Source organism: Arthrobacter sp. Soil762 (assembly GCF_001428335.1).
In the GTDB taxonomy this organism is placed as follows: Bacteria; Actinomycetota; Actinomycetes; order Actinomycetales; family Micrococcaceae; genus Arthrobacter.
On sequence record NZ_LMSG01000020.1, the window covers coordinates 195,192 to 211,027 of the forward strand.

Below are 15,836 nucleotides of genomic sequence, written 5' to 3' on the forward strand. Positions count from 1 at the left end.
TGAGGACGTGGGAGACCAATGACCAATAGATCAGTCGGTATCAAGGACGTAGCAGTCGCCGCCGGGGTGTCTGTGACCACGGTCTCCCACGTCCTGAATGACGTGAAGTACGCACGGATCAGTCCGGAAACCAGGGACAAGGTGAAGTCCGCCGCCGAACAGCTCGGCTACGGGCCCAACCGGCTCGCCCAGGCGCTCCGCACCCAGCGGACCGGAATGCTGGGCCTGGTCAGTGAGGACATCGCCACCACACCCCATGCAGGACGCATCATTCTGGGCGCGGACGAGGCAGCCCGTGCCCGCGGCTACAACCTGATGATCATCAACACCTCCGGAACCGCGAGCCCCGAATCCAGGGATGCCGACGTCGAGGCCCTCCTCGAGCGCCGCGTCGACGGCATCCTCTACGCCACCATGTACCACCGCCACGTGCAGGTGCCGGTAAACCTTGGCAGCGTGCCGTCCGTTCTGGTGGACTCCGTCAGCACCGGCGGCAGCATCACCGCCGTTGTGCCGGACGAGGAGGGCGGTGCCCGTGCCGCCGTCGGAATCCTCCTGGCGGCCGGCCATACCCGCATCGGCTTCCTTAACAACACCGACAACGTCCCCGCAACCCGGGACCGCCTTCGCGGCTTCCGGGCCACACTGACGGAGGCAGGGCTCGACGGCGACGCGGCACCTGTCGAGTCGGAGATCTCCGAAGTGCAGGGAGGCTATGAGGCCGCCCGCCGGATGCTGGGGCGTGAAGACAGGCCCACCGGGCTGTTTTGCTACAACGACCGGATGGCCATGGGCGCCTACCGGGCCGCGGCGGAGCTGGGGCTGTCCATCCCCGGCGACCTGTCCGTGGTGGGCTTCGATGACCAGGAACTCATCGCTGCAAACCTGTACCCGGGCCTGACCACGGTGGCCCTGCCGCACTACGAAATGGGTGCCTGGGCCGCCGAGAACCTGATCGACGCCATCGAGGGTAAGACGGACCTGGCCCTCATGGCGCTCCACCCGACCATCCTGGACTGCCCGCCGGTGCTGCGCGATTCGGTGGCGCCGCCCGCGCGGTGACCGCTGCTGCGTTACCGCCAGTTACAAGGGCCAAGGCCAGAACCTACCCACACCAGACCAAGGACCCACCACCCATGTCCAGTTACCTTGATGACGCACGCCCCGAGACGGACCAGGCCGGGACGCCGCACCTGCGTCCGGCCCTGCATTACACGGCGCGGGACACCTGGCTCAATGACCCCAATGGCCTGGTGTTTTACCGGGGCACGTATCACCTCTACTACCAGAACAACCCGCACGGGAACGTGTGGGGCAATATGTCCTGGGGCCACGCCACATCCACCGACCTGGTGCAGTGGACCGAGCAGCCCGTGGCCATAGCCTGCGACGACGCCGAGGACATCTACTCCGGCAGCATCGTGGTTGACCACGCCAACTGTTCGGGCTTCGGCAGCGCCGAAAACCCGCCCCTCGTGGCCATCTACACCAGCGCCTTCAAGTCCGGCGCCGACTACGAAGGCACCCAGGCCCAGTCGCTGGCCTACAGCAACGACGCCGGCATGACCTGGACCAAGTTTGCGGGCAACCCCGTTCTGACGCGCGGCTCGGCTAACTTCCGCGACCCCAAGGTCTTCAGTTACCCCGGCCCTGACGGCCTGTGCTGGGTGATGGCCGCGGTCGAAGCGGGGGAGCAAAAGGTCGTCTTCTACCGCTCCGCCAACCTGCGCGACTGGGAGCTGGCCAGCGAGTTCGGACCAGCCAACGCAGCCGGGGGAGAGTGGGAATGCCCGGACCTCTTCCCGCTTCCCGTGGACGGCGATCCGGACAGGACCAAGTGGGTGCTGGTGGTCAACATCAACCCCGGTGCAGTGGCCGGAGGCTCCGGCGGGCAATACTTCGTAGGCGACTTCGACGGCTTCACGTTCACGCCGGATCCGTCGTCCCTGCTTGACTCCCCGGTCTACGCAACCAGCGGTGCGGGCGCCGAGGCTGGACGGCTCCGCGAATGCCGCTGGCTGGACTGGGGCCGCGACTACTACGCCGCCGTCTCCTTCAGTAATATTCCCGACGGACGGCGCCTCATGATCGGCTGGCTCAGCAACTGGGACTACGCCAACAGCCTGCCCACGTTCCCGTGGCGGTCCGGGATGTCGCTGGTCCGTGAGGTCTCGCTGGAAACGGTGGACGGGCGTCCGGCCCTGGTCCAGGCCCCCGTTCTTCCGCCCCTTGAGAGTGTCCAGCGCCTGGACGGCCGCGAGCTCCACGGTGTGCAGCCGCTGCCGGAAATCCTGCCAGGCGAGGCGCAGGTAATCGACGCGGAGATTCTTCCAGGCGCCGCGGACCGCTGCGGTTTCCGGCTCTGGGAGGATTCCGACGGCGGCGCCGCCGTCCTCGCCTACGAACCCGCCGCCGGGGTGCTGACCCTGGACCGCACCGATGCGGGGGAAACGGCATTCCACCAGGCCTTCGCGTCCGTGGAGTCCGCCCCTGTCGCGCTGGAGGACGGCGTGCTCACGCTGCGCATCGTCGTCGACCATTGCTCAGTTGAGGTCTTCGCCCAGGGCGGGAAAGTGGTCCTGACCGACCTGATCTTCCCGCGCGTTGGAAACAAGGGTTCGTCCGTGTTCGCCGAGGGCGGCGCGGCAATCTTCCGGAAACTGGCTGTCGCCGCAGTCGGCTGACCTGGGGAGTTCCGCTTTGCCTCCCACATCCTGCTACGCCCTGAGGGAACTTTTGCGCGGCACCGTGCGTGAATTACTCCGAACGGTGTATAGCTAGTAGCTGATGCAGCACCACACGCGCGTAGACTCACTCGCCGTGCAGCACTACCAGGAGGGACGGGGCCAGCCCCCGAACAGATGAAAGCTAAGAGTTTCTTCAAGGGCCCGGGCATCTGGATCGTTGTTGTGATCGCCATGCTTCTCGTGGCTTTTGCAACACTGGCTCCCGGTGGTGCGGCACGGATCGATACGGACAAGGGCCTTGAGCTCCTCGCCGACAGCGGCAAGGTTGAGCAGGCAAAGATCTTCGACGGCGAAAACCGCGTTGACCTGACCCTCAAGGACAACCTGGATGTCAACGGGCAGGACAAGGGCAAGAGCGTCCAGTTCTTCTTCGTCGACGCCCGCGCCATCGACGTGGTCAAAGCAGTCACCGCTGCCAAGCCCGCGAACGGCTACACGGACCAGCCGATCGAAAGCAACTGGTTCTCCGGCCTGCTCTCGCTGCTCATCCCTGTCATTCTGCTTGGTGCGCTGTTCTGGTTCCTGATGACCCGGATGCAGGGCGGCGGCTCGAAGATCATGCAGTTCGGCAAGTCCAAGGCCAAGATGGTCAACAAGGACATGCCGCAGGTGACCTTCGTTGACGTTGCCGGCGCGGACGAGGCTGTGGAGGAGCTCCAGGAAATTAAGGAGTTCCTGCAGGAACCGGCCAAGTTCCAGGCTGTGGGCGCCAAGATCCCCAAGGGCGTGCTGCTGTACGGCGCTCCGGGAACGGGCAAGACCCTGCTGGCCCGTGCCGTCGCCGGTGAGGCCGGCGTGCCGTTCTTCTCCATCTCCGGCTCGGACTTCGTCGAAATGTTTGTCGGCGTGGGCGCGTCCCGTGTCCGCGACCTCTTTGAGCAGGCCAAGGCCAACTCTCCGGCCATTATCTTTGTGGACGAGATCGACGCCGTCGGCCGTCACCGCGGTGCCGGCATCGGCGGCGGCAACGACGAACGCGAGCAGACCCTCAACCAGTTGCTGGTTGAAATGGACGGCTTTGACGTCAAGACCAACGTCATCCTGATTGCGGCCACCAACCGCCCCGACGTCCTGGACCCGGCCCTGCTGCGTCCCGGTCGTTTTGACCGCCAGATCTCAGTGGACGCCCCGGACCTGATCGGCCGCGACCAGATCCTGCAGGTGCACGCCAAGGGCAAACCGATGGCCCCGGGCGTTGACCTCAAGGCTGTGGCGAAGAAGACCCCGGGCTACACCGGTGCGGATCTCGCGAATGTCCTGAACGAGGCAGCCCTGCTGACCGCGCGCTCCAATGCCAACCTCATCGATGACCGCGCCCTGGACGAGGCGATCGACCGCGTTATGGCCGGCCCGCAGAAGCGCAGCCGCGTGATGAAGGAACACGAGCGCAAGATCACCGCATACCACGAGGGCGGACACGCACTGGTGGCGGCCGCGCTGCGGAACTCCGCGCCGGTCACCAAGATCACCATCCTGCCCCGCGGCCGGGCCCTGGGCTACACCATGGTGGTCCCTGAGAATGACAAGTACTCCATCACCCGCAACGAACTGCTGGACCAGATGGCCTACGCGATGGGCGGGCGCGTGGCGGAGGAGATCGTGTTCCACGATCCCTCCACGGGAGCCTCCAATGACATCGAAAAGGCCACCTCCACGGCCCGCAAGATGGTCACCGAGTTCGGCATGAGCGAGCGTGTCGGCGCAGTGCGCCTGGGCCAGGGCGGCGGCGAACCCTTCCTGGGCCGCGACGCCGGGCACGAGCGCAACTACTCGGACCAGATCGCCTACGTGGTGGATGAGGAAGTGCGCCGCCTGATCGACCAGGCGCATGACGAGGCTTACGCCATCCTCACCGAAAACCGGGATGTCCTGGACCAGTTGGCCCTGGAGCTCCTGGAACGGGAGACCCTCAACCAGGCCGAGATCGCCCACATCTTCACGGACATCCGCAAGCGTGACTTCCGCGACGTGTGGCTGTCCAAGGAGACCCGTCCGGTCCAGCAGGCCGGCCCCGTGGAATCCCGCCTGGAGAAGTCTGAGCGCGAAGCCCAGGAGGAAGCCAAGGAGGCCCGTCTCGAGGAACCGCTGGACGCGCTGCCGCCGCACCCGCAGGGTGTCCCGGATGACGCCGCGTTCCAGGGCGGCATCCCCGACTCGGGGCCTGACGCCACGCACGGCTAAGCTTTCTCCTGTGACTCACTTCGACGACGACGACGCTCCCGCCTCCGCCGGACACCCGGCGGAGGACGGCTCCCACCACAAAAAGCACGAGAAAGTGGACCGGCCCCGGATCGAGGCGGCAGTCCGTGAAATCCTTCTGGCCATCGGCGAGGACCCGGACCGCAGCGGCCTTGTAGACACCCCCCGACGGGTGGCCAAGGCCTACGCCGAGGTGTTCTCGGGACTGCACCACGATCCCGCGGACGTCCTTTCCACCACCTTCGACCTGGACCACGAAGAACTGGTCCTGGTCAAGGACATCCCGTTCTACTCAACGTGCGAGCACCACCTCGTGCCGTTCCACGGGGTTGCCCACGTCGGCTACATTCCCTCCCATGACGGCAAAGTGACCGGACTCAGCAAGCTGGCACGCCTCGTGGACATCTACGCCCGGCGCCCCCAGGTGCAGGAGAGGCTCACCACCCAGATCGTCGAAGCAATGGTCAGCCACCTCAAGCCGCGTGGCGCGATTGTCGTTGTCGAATGCGAACATATGTGCATGTCCATGCGCGGTGTCCGCAAGCCCGGAGCAAAGACCGTCACCAGCGCGGTCCGCGGGCAGCTTCATGACCCGGCCACCCGTGCCGAAGCCATGAGCCTCATCCTCGGAAGGTAAGTATCAGACCATGGACTCACTCGCTGCAGCCCCGGGAACCGGGCCCGCTACATCTCCGCTGCCCATCCTGCGCAAACCGCTCCCGGCCGCGAAATTCGCGGACCTGCCCACAGGCCGCACCCTGGTCATGGGCATCCTGAATGTCACCCCGGACTCCTTCAGCGACGGCGGAAAGCACGCGACGGCGGACACTGCCATCGCGGCGGGCCTGCGGATGTTCTACGCCGGCGCGGACATCATCGACGTCGGCGGCGAATCGACGCGCCCCGGCGCTGAGGACGTGACCCCGGAGGAAGAACAGCGCCGGGTGATCCCCGTCATCGAGGCCCTGGTCAAGGCGGGCGCCCTGGTCAGCATCGACACCACCCACGCCGCCACGGCCGCCGCTGCCCTGAAGGCCGGCGCCGCCATCATCAACGATGTTTCCGGGTTGACCATCGAACCTGAGATGGCCGAGCTCGTGGCCGCGTCCAAGGTCCCCTATGTGCTCACGCACCGTCGCGGCGACGCCCGCACCATGGACTCCCTGGCCCAATACCAGGACGTGGCCGGCGAAGTGGTGGCTGAACTGGCCGGCGTCCGCGACAAGCTCTACGCAGCCGGGGTGAGCCAAGAGCAGATCATCATTGACCCGGGCTTGGGGTTCGCCAAGAACGACGCCCAGAACTGGGAGCTCCTGCAGCACCTGGACCAGCTGGGCAGCCTGGGGCACAAGGTCCTGGTGGCAGCTTCCCGCAAGCGTTTCCTGGGCACACTCCTCACGGTCGCCGGCAAGTCCGCCGCCCCGGAGGAACGCGGCGCCGCCACGGCCGCAATCACCGCGATCAGCGCATTCCGGGGGGCCTGGGCCGTCCGTGTGCACGACGTCGCTCCAAGCCTTGACGCCGTCAAGGTGGCCGCGCGGATGGCCGCCGCCCCTACCACCACCTAGGCCGGGCACCCATGGACAGGATCACGCTGAGCGGTGTCACCGCCGTCGGCCATCACGGAGTCTTCGATTTCGAGCGCCGTGCGGGCCAGCCGTTTGTGGTGGACGCCGTGTTGCACCTCGACTTCGCCAAAGCCGCAGTATCTGACGACGTGCGGGACACTGCCCACTACGGCGAAGTGGCTGAGCGGATCAAGGACTGGATCACGGGGGAGCCGCTGAACCTGATCGAGGCCCTGGCCGTCCGGATCGCCGATGGCCTGCTTGCCGAATTCACCATCCAGGCCGTGGACATCACCGTCCACAAACCCAAGGCACCCATCGAGGTGCCCTTCGGGGATGTGGCTGTCAGCGTGCACCGGGAGCGGCCATGACCGGCGGGTACACCAAAGCCGTCCTGGCCCTCGGCAGCAACTTGGGTGAGCGGAACGACACCCTGTCCGAGGCCGTTGCCGACCTGGTGGACCCGCCGGAGGTCCGGCTGCAGGCCGTTTCCCCGGTGGTGCAGACCAAAGCCGTGGGCGGCCCGGCCGGCCAGCCCGACTTCCTGAACATGATCATCACCGTGGAAACCACGCTGTCCCCGGCGGAACTGCTGAAGCACTGCCAGGCCGTGGAAAACAAGCACCTCCGCGTGCGTGAAGTGCGCTGGGGGGCGCGGACGCTCGACGTCGACATCATCACCTACGGCGACCTCACCAGTGACGACCCGGTGCTGACCCTGCCGCACCCGCGCGCGGCCGGACGCGCCTTTGTGCTGTATCCGTGGTCGCTGATCGAGCCGGCTGCCACCCTGGGCGGGGAACGCATCAGCGAGCTGGCTGCCCGTGCCCCCGACTTTGACGACCTTGCCCCGTTCGACGGTTTCGGCGATTACGACGGCGTCCCCACAGCCGGGGCGGTCGAGTAACCGGTGAAGCCCATCAACCCTGTCCGCCTGCTGCTGATCGGCCTCGTCCTGACCGTGGCCGGCTGGTCCGCCACCGTGGTGACCACACGCTACAGCATGGCCACGCCGGTTCTTCCGGCTACCGCGCTGGCCACCATGGGCGTGATTGTTGCCATCACCCTGGTGCTTGGCATCCGTGTGCTCCGGTGGCGCAACAGCACCAAACGCAAAAAGGCATTGGACCCGATCCTGGCCGCCAGGACCCTGGTGCTGGCCCAGGCGTGCGCTTACGTGGGCACCGTCCTGCTGGGCTGGCATGTTGGAATCTTCCTGGACCAGCTGCGGATCTGGAACCTGCGCAGCGACCAGGGCATCACCTGGGTGGCAGTCGCGATCGCTGCCGGCGGTCTGGTGATGATCGTCGTCGGCCTGCTGGTGGAGCGGTTCTGCAAGATCCCGCCCGAAGACACGGATGCAACGCCCGGTGAGGGGAAACCCGGCCGCGGAGTACGAGGCGAAGCCGCAGGGGAAGGCGAATATGCGTACAGAGGCGATTGATCCGCCGGGCATTAACTGGCAGCGGGTATCCCCGAAATACGTCACGGTGCGGCTGGTGCAGTGGGCCATCGGGAACCTGGTCACGGTGATTGTCCTGACCCTGCCCCTCATCTCTGTCCTGCTCGGCTGGTGGCGGTGGCCGCCGCTGTGGCTGGCCATCACCGTCCCGGCGGTGACTCTGGTTCTGGCCATCTGGCGCCTGCTGCTGATTCCGCGCCAGGTGCGCGCCATCGGTTACGCCGAACGCGACGATGACCTGCTGATCCGCGGCGGCATTTTCTTCCAACGGACCATGACGGTTCCCTATGGCCGCATGCAATACGTGGACATCGGCGTGGGCCCGGTGGAACGCGGGCTGGGACTCTGCACGCTCAAACTCCACACCGCCTCACCCGGAACCAACGCCACCATCCCCGGCCTGCCCGCGGCGGAAGGGGCACGCCTGCGCGAGCAGCTCGCCGCCCGCGGTGAAGCGAGGCTGGCAGGGCTGTGACGGCAAACGTTCCGGAGGCCGGCGCACCGACCGCGGTTCCGGTGGCGCCCGACGGCGAGTGGCTGCGTGTGCACCCGGCGTCCCCATTTGTGCGCGGCTGGGTGGCCCTGGCGGCCATTGGTTTCTTCTTCGGGCGGGACTTTTTCGAACGGCTGCTACAGGGCCGTCCTCTGTTCGAGGAGGACTTCGCCGGCCGGGCACCCTGGCTGGTGGCCGGCGGCGGCATCGTCCTGGTGGTGACCGTGCTGGGCTTCATCCTGACGTGGTACTTCACCAAGTACCAGGTCGCCGAAGGGTACGTCCGGGTCAACTCCGGCTTCCTCTTCCGCCAGCAGCGCCAGGCCCGGCTGGACCGCGTCCAGGCCATCGACATCGTGCAGCCCCTCCTGGCCAGGATCTTCGGCCTCGCCGAACTCAAGTTTGAGGTGGCCGACGCCGGTGAATCGGCCGTCAAACTGGCGTACCTGCGGATGGACGACGCCCGCCAGCTCCGGGCCACCATCCTGGCACGGGCCGCAGGCGTGGTCCCGGACCCGGCCCGCCCGCAGGAGGCCGCGCCCGAGGCGCCCGAATATCCGGTGCTGTCCGTGCCGCCGTCGCGCCTTATCGGTTCCCTGTTGCTCAGTGAGCAGAGCTTCTTTGTGGTGGTGGGCGGCATCGCCTCCGTGATCCTGTCCGTCGTGACGGACAACCGCGGCTTCTTCTTCTACCTGATCCCGGCGGTGCTGGGCCTTGCCGCCAGCTACTGGGGGTCCTTTAACAAGGGCTACAACTTCACCGCGGCCATATCGCCGGACGGGATCCGGCTCCGCTACGGGCTCTTGGACACGCAGGCGCAGACGCTGCCCCCGGGCAGGGTCCAGGCGCTGAAAGTGGCACAGTCCCCACTATGGCGGATCTTCGGCTGGTACCGGATCCAGGTCAACGTGGCCGGGTACGGCGCAGTGGGGAGCAACGGCGAGACGGCGTCCCGGACCACGCTGCTGCCCGTAGGCAAGCTGCCCGACGTGATGTCCATGCTCGCACTCGTGCTGCCGGATCCCGGAACGCCGGAGCCCGGACGCATTTTCGCGGCCGGGATCTCGGGATTGGATTCCGACGGCGGTTTTGTCACCACGCCGCACCGCGGCAGGTTCCTCGCGCCGCTGGGCTGGCGCCGAAACGGCTTCGCCACCACTGACACCGCACTGCTGCTCCGCTCGGGCCGGTGGTGGCGGGAACTGGTGGTGGTCCCGCACCAGCGCACCCAGTCAATGGCACTGCACCAGGGTCCACTCGCACGGCGGTTCGGCGTGGCGGACCTTGTCCTGCACACCACGGCGGGGCCGGTCTCGCCGCGGCTCACCCAGGCCGGACTTGACGAGGCCCGGGCCCTTTTTGATGCCCAGTCCGCCCGCGCCCGGCTCGCCCGCAAGCGGCAGACCAGTGAACACTGGCTGGCAACGGTGGTGCCCGCTCCGGTCGTTGAGCCAGCTCCGGTGGTTGAGCCTGTCGAAACTCCGGTGGTTGAGTCCGTCGAAACCAGCGCGCCGCAACAAACTCCCCAACAGGAAGGCCCGCAACGTGGCTAAGCCCGGGCGCCTTGGCGTCGGAATCATCGGTGCCGGGAAAGTTGGCGCCGTCCTTGGTGCGGCGTTGCGCTCAGCCGAACACGCCGTCGTCGGGGTTTCCGCGGTGTCCGAGGCCAGCCGTGAACGGGCGGAGACGCTGCTGCCCGGCGTGCCCATCCTGGAGATCCAAGAGATTGTGGAACGGTCCGAACTGGTGCTCCTGGCAGTGCCCGACGACGCCTTGGCCGGGCTGGTGGACGGACTCGCCAAACTCGGCGCGTGGCAGCCTGGACAGATTGTGGCCCATACCTCAGGCCGGTTCGGCGTGGGGGTGCTTCGCCCGGTGCGCGCCGCCGGAGCCATCCCCCTTGCACTGCACCCCGCCATGACGTTCACGGGCATGAGCCTGGACCTGACACGACTGCTGGACTGCACCTTCGGCGTGACCGCTGATGCAGCGATGCTGCCCATTGCCCAGGCGCTGGTAGTGGAGATGGGTGCCGAACCGGTGGCCATCGCCGAGGGGGACCGGACGCTTTATCACACGGCCCTCGCCCATGGCTCGAACCATATGGTCACCCTGGTGGCGCAGGCTTCGCAGCTGCTCCGCGACGTTGGCGTCGACGCACCGGAGCGGATGCTGGGGCCTTTGCTGAGGGCCACGCTGGAGAACGCGCTCGCCTCAGGCGAATCGGCGCTGACCGGTCCGGTGGCCCGCGGCGATGTGGGGACAGTGGCGGCCCACGCCGTGGCGTTAAGGGAGTACGACGCCGGTGCGCACGGCGATGTGCTGGAGGCTTACCTCGCCATGGCCCGCGCCACGGCACGGCGGGCCAGCAGCCGGGGGCTGCTCAAAGAGGATCAAGTGGGGGCCCTCCGCGCGGCCCTGGAAGAGGGAAGCTGACATGGCCACGCAACTGGTGACAACCGCCGCAGAGCTCAGGGAGGCGAGTGCCCGGCTGCTCGCGCAGAAGGCGGGCAGGTCCCAGGGCCTGGTGCCCACCATGGGCGCGCTGCACGAAGGCCACGCCCGGCTGGCGCGCACCGCCGTCGAACAGAATGACGTAGTGGTGGCGTCCATCTTTGTGAACCCGCTCCAGTTCGGCGATGCGGTGGATCTGGACCGGTACCCGCGCACGCTCGACGCCGATCTTGCCCTGCTTGAGGAGCAGGGCGTGGACCTCGTGTTTGCGCCTTCGGTGGAAGAGGTCTATCCCGGCGGCGAGCCGCTGGTCCGCGTGACCGCCGGCTCCCTGGGGGAAAAGTGGGAAGGCGCCTCACGGCCGGGCCATTTCGACGGCGCCCTCACGGTGGTTGCCAAGCTGCTGCACTACGGGATCCCGCGCTCGGGGCTGCCTGCGACCGGGGCCTTCGTCTCCGGGGGCGGCGGGGGACTGCCGGCGTACCGGGCGTATTTCGGGCAAAAGGACGCCCAGCAGCTGGCCCTGGTTCGCCGGATGGTGGCGGACCTGAACTTCCCGGTCGAAATTGTTGCCGTGCCCACCGTCCGGTCCGAGGACGGGCTGGCCCTGTCCAGCCGCAACCGGTTCCTTTCCGCAGAGGAGCGTGAGGCCGCCCTGGTCCTGTCACAGGCGCTGCGGCTCCTGGCGGAGCGGGCAACTGCCCACCAGCCGCTTGATCTGGAATCGGCCCGGGCCATGGTTGAATCGCAGTCGTTGGTGGGACTGGACTACTTCGACGTCGTGGATCCGCTCACCCTTGAGCCGCTGGCCGAGAACTGCCGGAAAGTCCCGTTCCGCGGCGAAGGCCTGGCTCTCATCGCCGCCAAGGTGGGGCCGGTCCGGCTGATCGACAACGTGCCGCTGAGCAGCTGATAGGTAGCGTCCGGCTCCGCACGCAAGCCCTCGGATCCCCCCGGGGGAATTACGATGAGCGCGTAGCGTTCTTCATGGAATCATTTGACTGTGCCCGGATGGTTGGTTGGCGGGCCAGGAACGCACCCAACGGTGTCACCAAAGGTGCCCGTTCGGGGACAGCGCCCGCCTCCCGCACCTAACTCATCAGGGGAACCATTGCGCGGGGACCCGGCCATGGAGGTCCTAGTCAGGCCCCCGCAGATCAGCATGGGCAGGGCGTCGACACTGTCGGCGGCGGGGCATGGGTGCGTCCATGCGGCGTGGCGCGGCGGGAACCCGGAACGGGGAGGTATTGACCGAGGGGCGGCGGCGGAGGATTCTCATTGAAGTCCTCTCCGGCAGCCCTGACGTCCAAGGCCGGGCGCCGGGCGGCCTTCAGTGACCGACACGAGGAGACTCCAATGCCTACCGATACATTCGATGAGCTGCTGGCCCGCCAGGTCGGCAACGAGTTCGCCGCTTCCCAGCAATACATCGCCATTGCCGTGTGGTTTGACAGGGAGGACCTGCCGCAGCTGGCCAAGCACTTCTACCGCCAGTCATTGGAGGAACGAAACCACGCCATGATGATGGTCCGGTACATCCTGGACCGCGGCCTCAGGGTCACGATCCCCGGCGTGGAACCGGTTCGCAATGACTTCACCAAGGTGGAGGACCCGCTGGCCCTGGCCCTGGCCCAGGAACAGCAAGTCACCGAGAACATCAAGGAACTGTTCGCCGCCGCAAGGGCGGAAAATGACGCTTTGGGAGAACAGTTCATGCTCTGGTTCCTCAAAGAACAGGTCGAAGAGGTGGCATCGATGACCACTCTGGTGAACATCGCCCGGCGTGCGGACAACCTCTTTGACGTCGAAAACTTCCTCGCCCGTGAACGGGTCGGCGACCACGGACATCGCGGGGGCCACCACGGCGGTCATCACGGACATGGCGGACACCACAGTGGAGGGGCTCACGATTCCGGCAACCCGGACGCTGCCGGGGGTTCCCTTTGATACCCATCCCCGACGACATCAGGGCGTTCCATCAAGCGGGGGCCAGGATTCCTGGAATGCCGGACTCGTCTCCTAACGGCGCTGGGCGGACTCAGGCCGACGTGCCGTTCGATGATCTCTAGGCCGGCCGAGGCCCGTGCCAGTGACGGGGCTGCGGCCCCCGGTGGCCCTGCGGAGCGCGACGGGGACAGCGTTGAGGACGGGGCACCTGTCTAACTGACCGTTGAAACAGCGCTAAGTGAATGCCAGGAGCGGTTGTGGTACACGAGCGGACGGGCCTGCTCGGCATCCCGGTCCGCAGCGGTTGAGATGTTGACCTGCAGCACATGCACGGCGACCACGGTGGAGTCACCAGCGTTCATCCCGCTGACTATTGTCCCCCGCAGCCAGGCATTGGCCCTGGGCAGAACGGGCTCTCCGGTGACCAGACGGGACCATGTGCAGGGGTCCTCGAAACGGTCAATACCGCCGGTGGCAAAGGTTTTCGCCAAGTCGATCTGGTCTGTGCCCAGCAGGTGGACCACAACGGTCCCGGCCTCGCGGATTGCGTCCGCTGAGGATGAGTGCGCGGAGAGGGAGAAGACCAGCAGCGGCGGGTTGACCGAGACGGAGAAGACCGAGCTTGCCGTCAACCCTACCGGGCCGCTGGCGCCTTGGGCGGTGATGATGGTGACGCCGGCCGGATGGTGCGGAAAGCCGCTTTGAAGTCGTCGACGCTGGGCATTTGGGCAGAGCGGCTCTTGGTCGCGTGTGGCAGGTGGCGGGCTGCGAGGACGTACTGGGTTGCCATACAAGATCCTTGGGGTTTGTGGGGGACGGGAGCAGTGTGCCGATACTGCTGGACCGCAGTGAAGGCCCACCCCCGGCACAACACTGCTCGAAACTTGGGTGTTTTCTCGGCGCCGCTTTCCAACTATGATCACAGGATAACGGTTGATTAGGTAAGGCTTACCTTGTTTCCGTTGCTGACTGTATCAAGATTTTTGAAATGCATGACAACCGCGTGACGTCATAGAGGACCTGTGACGACGCCCTGCGCCGGTCTTCTCGCTTGTGGGCAGGACTTCGTGAACGTCTTCGTCGACGGCCAGGCGGCGTGTGCCACCAGGGCATGGAAGGATCGATGTCTGACACGGAAATCAGCCCGCGAGCTGCGACAGGCCCCCTCCCCACGCCCCTTGTGGATGTCGAGGAGGCCCTCAGGGACGTAGTTGACCCCGAACTGGGCGTCAATGTCGTCGATCTTGGGCTCGTCTACGGTCTTGAGTTTGGGCGGGACAACGCGCTGTTGATCAACATGACGCTGACCTCAGCCGCCTGCCCTTTGACCGAGGTGCTCGAGGAGCAGGTCGGCAAGGCACTGATCGGCGTTGTTGACGAGTGGCGCCTGAGCTGGGTCTGGATGCCGCCGTGGGGTCCGGATCGGATCACTGATGACGGCCGGGACCAGATGCGCGGCTTCAAAACCTAGCCCCCAGAAGAAGATTTGCCCTCCTGAATTGTGCAGGAACCGCCCCGCGGTACCGGCCGGGGCATGACGCTCACGGCGATGGCCAGGCTTGCGGAAGCACCCCGGAAGCAGGGTTTCCAGCCATCCGACGGACACCCCGAAAACCGATCCCGGGCTCCGCGCGGTTGTGACACGCGAAGGTCACCATTTGTTCTGGACTGTTACGTTTTGTCGACCAAGAGATCAAACGATCCGCTTTATCAATGACCTTTCCCATGGCCGGGGCAGGGTATTGAGTCGGTTTTTCAGGTTCCCGTTTCCCGAACATCTCTTAGGGCCGCTTAGGGGGACCTTTGAGGCCTTCCTCTGCGCGCGCCACGTGGCCCATCGGTGAGACGTCCCGCCCGTGCGGGACAGGGCCCTGAATGTGCTCGATCCAATCCCGGGGAAGCCAGCCTTCGGATTGAATTGGGGATGATCCGGTTTCTTCATGAGCTAGGTTGTGAATACGCATGTTGTCGCCTTTCGATGTATGACCGTTGACCGGAGAGGTGACACCAATGGCAGGTCTGGGCAGGCGCAGCAAGACGTTGCGAGGGCAAGCTCAGACGAACCCGGGTCCCCCTGTGTCCCAGGCGGAAGCTGCTACTTCGGCTGCTCCGCCAGGGCGCGCTGGTCGCGGATGGACCGGGCAGCCAGATCCTGGGCGTCGCCGAGGATGAACGACGTGGCCCCGGCTGCGCTCCAGCGTGCGTGGGCCTCGGGGTTGGTGGTCATGGGGGCGAACGGGACGGCGTGCCGCCGGCACGCCTCGTGGATCGTCTCGACGGCCGCGCGCACGAGCGGGTGCCGTGTCTCCCACGGAACCCCGTAGGACTGGGACAGGTCCCCGGGGCCCGGCAGGACGACGTCGACCCCACCGCCGGTGAGGATCTCGTCGATCGCCTCGACGCCTTCGCGATCCTCGATGAGCACGGCCACGACCACCTCGGCGTTGGCCCGGCGGAGGACTTCGCGGGGATCGCCCACCCCGTAGTCTGCTGCCCGCCCGCCGCCGAGCGAGCGCATGCCGTCCGGGAAGTACCGCGCCGCACGGATCGCCGCATCGACGTCGGCCCGGCACCGGACGTGAGGCACGACGACGCCCGCCGCGCCGGCGTCGAGCGCACGGAGGATGGCCCCGTGATCGCCCTCGGGCACGCGCACGAGCGCATCGAGGCCAGCCGCCTCGGCCGCCCGCAGGAGCGCGGCAAGCTCGGAGTCCCCCACCAGCGCATGCTCCGTATCAAGGATGACGAAATCGAAACCAGCGTGGCCGATCATTTCGACGGCGGACGGCGCCGTAAGCGAACAGTAGAGCCCCACGGCGCCGGGACCGGCGAACAATCGGGCGAGCGTGCGGGGGCGGGGCATGGCGCCTCCTGGGCGGCTGGGTCAGGGCATGTGACTTAATTTGTAATACAGCATACTTCTGTGAGCAAATTGATGAGGCGTGAGGATGGACACACTCCCAAAG

At 66.5% G+C, this 15,836-nt stretch carries 17 protein-coding genes; 14 read left to right on the forward strand and 3 right to left on the reverse strand.

The features are described 5' to 3' along the window. Positions 1-18: 18 nt before the first annotated feature. The 13 genes from ASG77_RS17075 (at position 19) to ASG77_RS17135 (ending at position 12,870) form a co-directional block, all read left to right on the forward strand. Positions 19-1,062 carry a LacI family DNA-binding transcriptional regulator gene (locus tag ASG77_RS17075; protein ID WP_056347701.1) on the forward strand — a complete coding sequence of 348 codons (1,044 nt, stop codon included), beginning with the start codon at positions 19-21 and terminating at the stop codon, positions 1,060-1,062. Positions 1,063-1,136: 74 nt separating this feature from the next. Continuing rightward, positions 1,137-2,684, forward strand: a complete 1,548-nt coding sequence (locus tag ASG77_RS17080) for a glycoside hydrolase family 32 protein (RefSeq protein WP_056347703.1) — start codon at positions 1,137-1,139, stop codon at positions 2,682-2,684. A 177-nt stretch (positions 2,685-2,861) separates the two neighbouring features. Next, positions 2,862-4,928 (forward strand): ATP-dependent zinc metalloprotease FtsH, encoded by a 2,067-nt coding sequence (ftsH, locus tag ASG77_RS17085; RefSeq protein ID WP_056347706.1) that lies wholly within the window; start codon positions 2,862-2,864, stop codon positions 4,926-4,928. A gap of 10 nt (positions 4,929-4,938) precedes the next feature. Continuing rightward, the gene (gene folE, locus ASG77_RS17090) at positions 4,939-5,583 is read left to right on the forward strand and encodes a GTP cyclohydrolase I FolE (RefSeq protein WP_056347709.1); all 645 of its coding nucleotides are present in this window, start codon (positions 4,939-4,941) and stop codon (positions 5,581-5,583) included. Between the two features lie 10 nt (positions 5,584-5,593). Next, positions 5,594-6,514, forward strand: coding sequence for a dihydropteroate synthase (folP, locus tag ASG77_RS17095; RefSeq protein ID WP_056347711.1), 921 nt, complete (start codon positions 5,594-5,596; stop codon positions 6,512-6,514). A gap of 11 nt (positions 6,515-6,525) precedes the next feature. Next, complete coding sequence (folB, locus tag ASG77_RS17100) at positions 6,526-6,885, forward strand: dihydroneopterin aldolase (RefSeq protein WP_056347713.1); 360 nt, start codon at positions 6,526-6,528, stop codon at positions 6,883-6,885. Further along, complete coding sequence (gene folK, locus ASG77_RS17105; protein WP_056347715.1) at positions 6,882-7,421, forward strand: 2-amino-4-hydroxy-6-hydroxymethyldihydropteridine diphosphokinase; 540 nt, start codon at positions 6,882-6,884, stop codon at positions 7,419-7,421. The genes folB and folK overlap by 4 nt, the downstream gene beginning before the upstream one ends. A 3-nt stretch (positions 7,422-7,424) precedes the next feature. Next, positions 7,425-7,958: a DUF3180 domain-containing protein gene (locus tag ASG77_RS17110; protein WP_056347717.1), complete on the forward strand. Its 534-nt coding sequence runs from the start codon at positions 7,425-7,427 to the stop codon at positions 7,956-7,958. Continuing rightward, positions 7,939-8,451, forward strand: coding sequence for a PH domain-containing protein (locus ASG77_RS17115; RefSeq protein WP_056347719.1), 513 nt, complete (start codon positions 7,939-7,941; stop codon positions 8,449-8,451). The genes ASG77_RS17110 and ASG77_RS17115 overlap by 20 nt, the downstream gene beginning before the upstream one ends. Further along, entirely contained in the window at positions 8,448-10,022 is a 1,575-nt protein-coding gene (locus ASG77_RS17120) for a PH domain-containing protein (RefSeq protein ID WP_056347721.1), read from the forward strand. The genes ASG77_RS17115 and ASG77_RS17120 overlap by 4 nt, the downstream gene beginning before the upstream one ends. Next, entirely contained in the window at positions 10,015-10,905 is an 891-nt protein-coding gene (locus ASG77_RS17125; RefSeq protein ID WP_056347722.1) for a Rossmann-like and DUF2520 domain-containing protein, read from the forward strand. Before ASG77_RS17120 ends, ASG77_RS17125 begins: the two co-directional genes overlap by 8 nt. A 1-nt stretch (position 10,906) precedes the next feature. Next, positions 10,907-11,836: a 4-phosphopantoate--beta-alanine ligase gene (locus tag ASG77_RS17130; protein WP_056347723.1), complete on the forward strand. Its 930-nt coding sequence runs from the start codon at positions 10,907-10,909 to the stop codon at positions 11,834-11,836. Between the two features lie 443 nt (positions 11,837-12,279). Then, positions 12,280-12,870: a ferritin gene (locus tag ASG77_RS17135; protein ID WP_056347725.1), complete on the forward strand. Its 591-nt coding sequence runs from the start codon at positions 12,280-12,282 to the stop codon at positions 12,868-12,870. Positions 12,871-13,082: 212 nt separating this feature from the next. Here the strand turns inward: ASG77_RS17135 and ASG77_RS17140 are convergent, their stop codons facing one another. Further along, positions 13,083-13,502: a flavin reductase family protein gene (locus tag ASG77_RS17140; RefSeq protein WP_235564626.1), complete on the reverse strand. Its 420-nt coding sequence runs from the start codon at positions 13,500-13,502 to the stop codon at positions 13,083-13,085. 2 nt (positions 13,503-13,504) lie between these two features. Further along, positions 13,505-13,660, reverse strand: coding sequence for a hypothetical protein (locus ASG77_RS22690; RefSeq protein WP_235564628.1), 156 nt, complete (start codon positions 13,658-13,660; stop codon positions 13,505-13,507). Between the two features lie 333 nt (positions 13,661-13,993). Between ASG77_RS22690 and ASG77_RS17145 the strand changes: the two genes are divergently transcribed. Then, positions 13,994-14,341, forward strand: a complete 348-nt coding sequence (locus tag ASG77_RS17145; protein ID WP_056347727.1) for a metal-sulfur cluster assembly factor — start codon at positions 13,994-13,996, stop codon at positions 14,339-14,341. A 624-nt stretch (positions 14,342-14,965) separates the two neighbouring features. Here the strand turns inward: ASG77_RS17145 and ASG77_RS17150 are convergent. Then, positions 14,966-15,733: an HpcH/HpaI aldolase family protein gene (locus ASG77_RS17150; protein ID WP_056347729.1), complete on the reverse strand. Its 768-nt coding sequence runs from the start codon at positions 15,731-15,733 to the stop codon at positions 14,966-14,968. Between the last annotated feature and the right edge of the window lie 103 nt (positions 15,734-15,836).

What these genes read in the sequence shown, in the direction of transcription:
- ASG77_RS17150 (WP_056347729.1), bottom strand. Translation starts at nt 15,733, where the DNA reads ATGCCCCGCCCCCGCACGCTCGCCCGATTGTTCGCCGGTCCCGGCGCC.
- folK (WP_056347715.1), top strand. Translation starts at nt 6,882, where the DNA reads ATGACCGGCGGGTACACCAAAGCCGTCCTGGCCCTCGGCAGCAACTTG.
- ASG77_RS22690 (WP_235564628.1), bottom strand. Translation starts at nt 13,660, where the DNA reads ATGGCAACCCAGTACGTCCTCGCAGCCCGCCACCTGCCACACGCGACC.
- folB (WP_056347713.1), top strand. Translation starts at nt 6,526, where the DNA reads ATGGACAGGATCACGCTGAGCGGTGTCACCGCCGTCGGCCATCACGGA.
- ASG77_RS17135 (WP_056347725.1), top strand. Translation starts at nt 12,280, where the DNA reads ATGCCTACCGATACATTCGATGAGCTGCTGGCCCGCCAGGTCGGCAAC.
- ftsH (WP_056347706.1), top strand. Translation starts at nt 2,862, where the DNA reads ATGAAAGCTAAGAGTTTCTTCAAGGGCCCGGGCATCTGGATCGTTGTT.
- ASG77_RS17080 (WP_056347703.1), top strand. Translation starts at nt 1,137, where the DNA reads ATGTCCAGTTACCTTGATGACGCACGCCCCGAGACGGACCAGGCCGGG.
- ASG77_RS17130 (WP_056347723.1), top strand. Translation starts at nt 10,907, where the DNA reads ATGGCCACGCAACTGGTGACAACCGCCGCAGAGCTCAGGGAGGCGAGT.
- ASG77_RS17075 (WP_056347701.1), top strand. Translation starts at nt 19, where the DNA reads ATGACCAATAGATCAGTCGGTATCAAGGACGTAGCAGTCGCCGCCGGG.
- folP (WP_056347711.1), top strand. Translation starts at nt 5,594, where the DNA reads ATGGACTCACTCGCTGCAGCCCCGGGAACCGGGCCCGCTACATCTCCG.
- ASG77_RS17115 (WP_056347719.1), top strand. Translation starts at nt 7,939, where the DNA reads ATGCGTACAGAGGCGATTGATCCGCCGGGCATTAACTGGCAGCGGGTA.
- ASG77_RS17145 (WP_056347727.1), top strand. Translation starts at nt 13,994, where the DNA reads ATGTCTGACACGGAAATCAGCCCGCGAGCTGCGACAGGCCCCCTCCCC.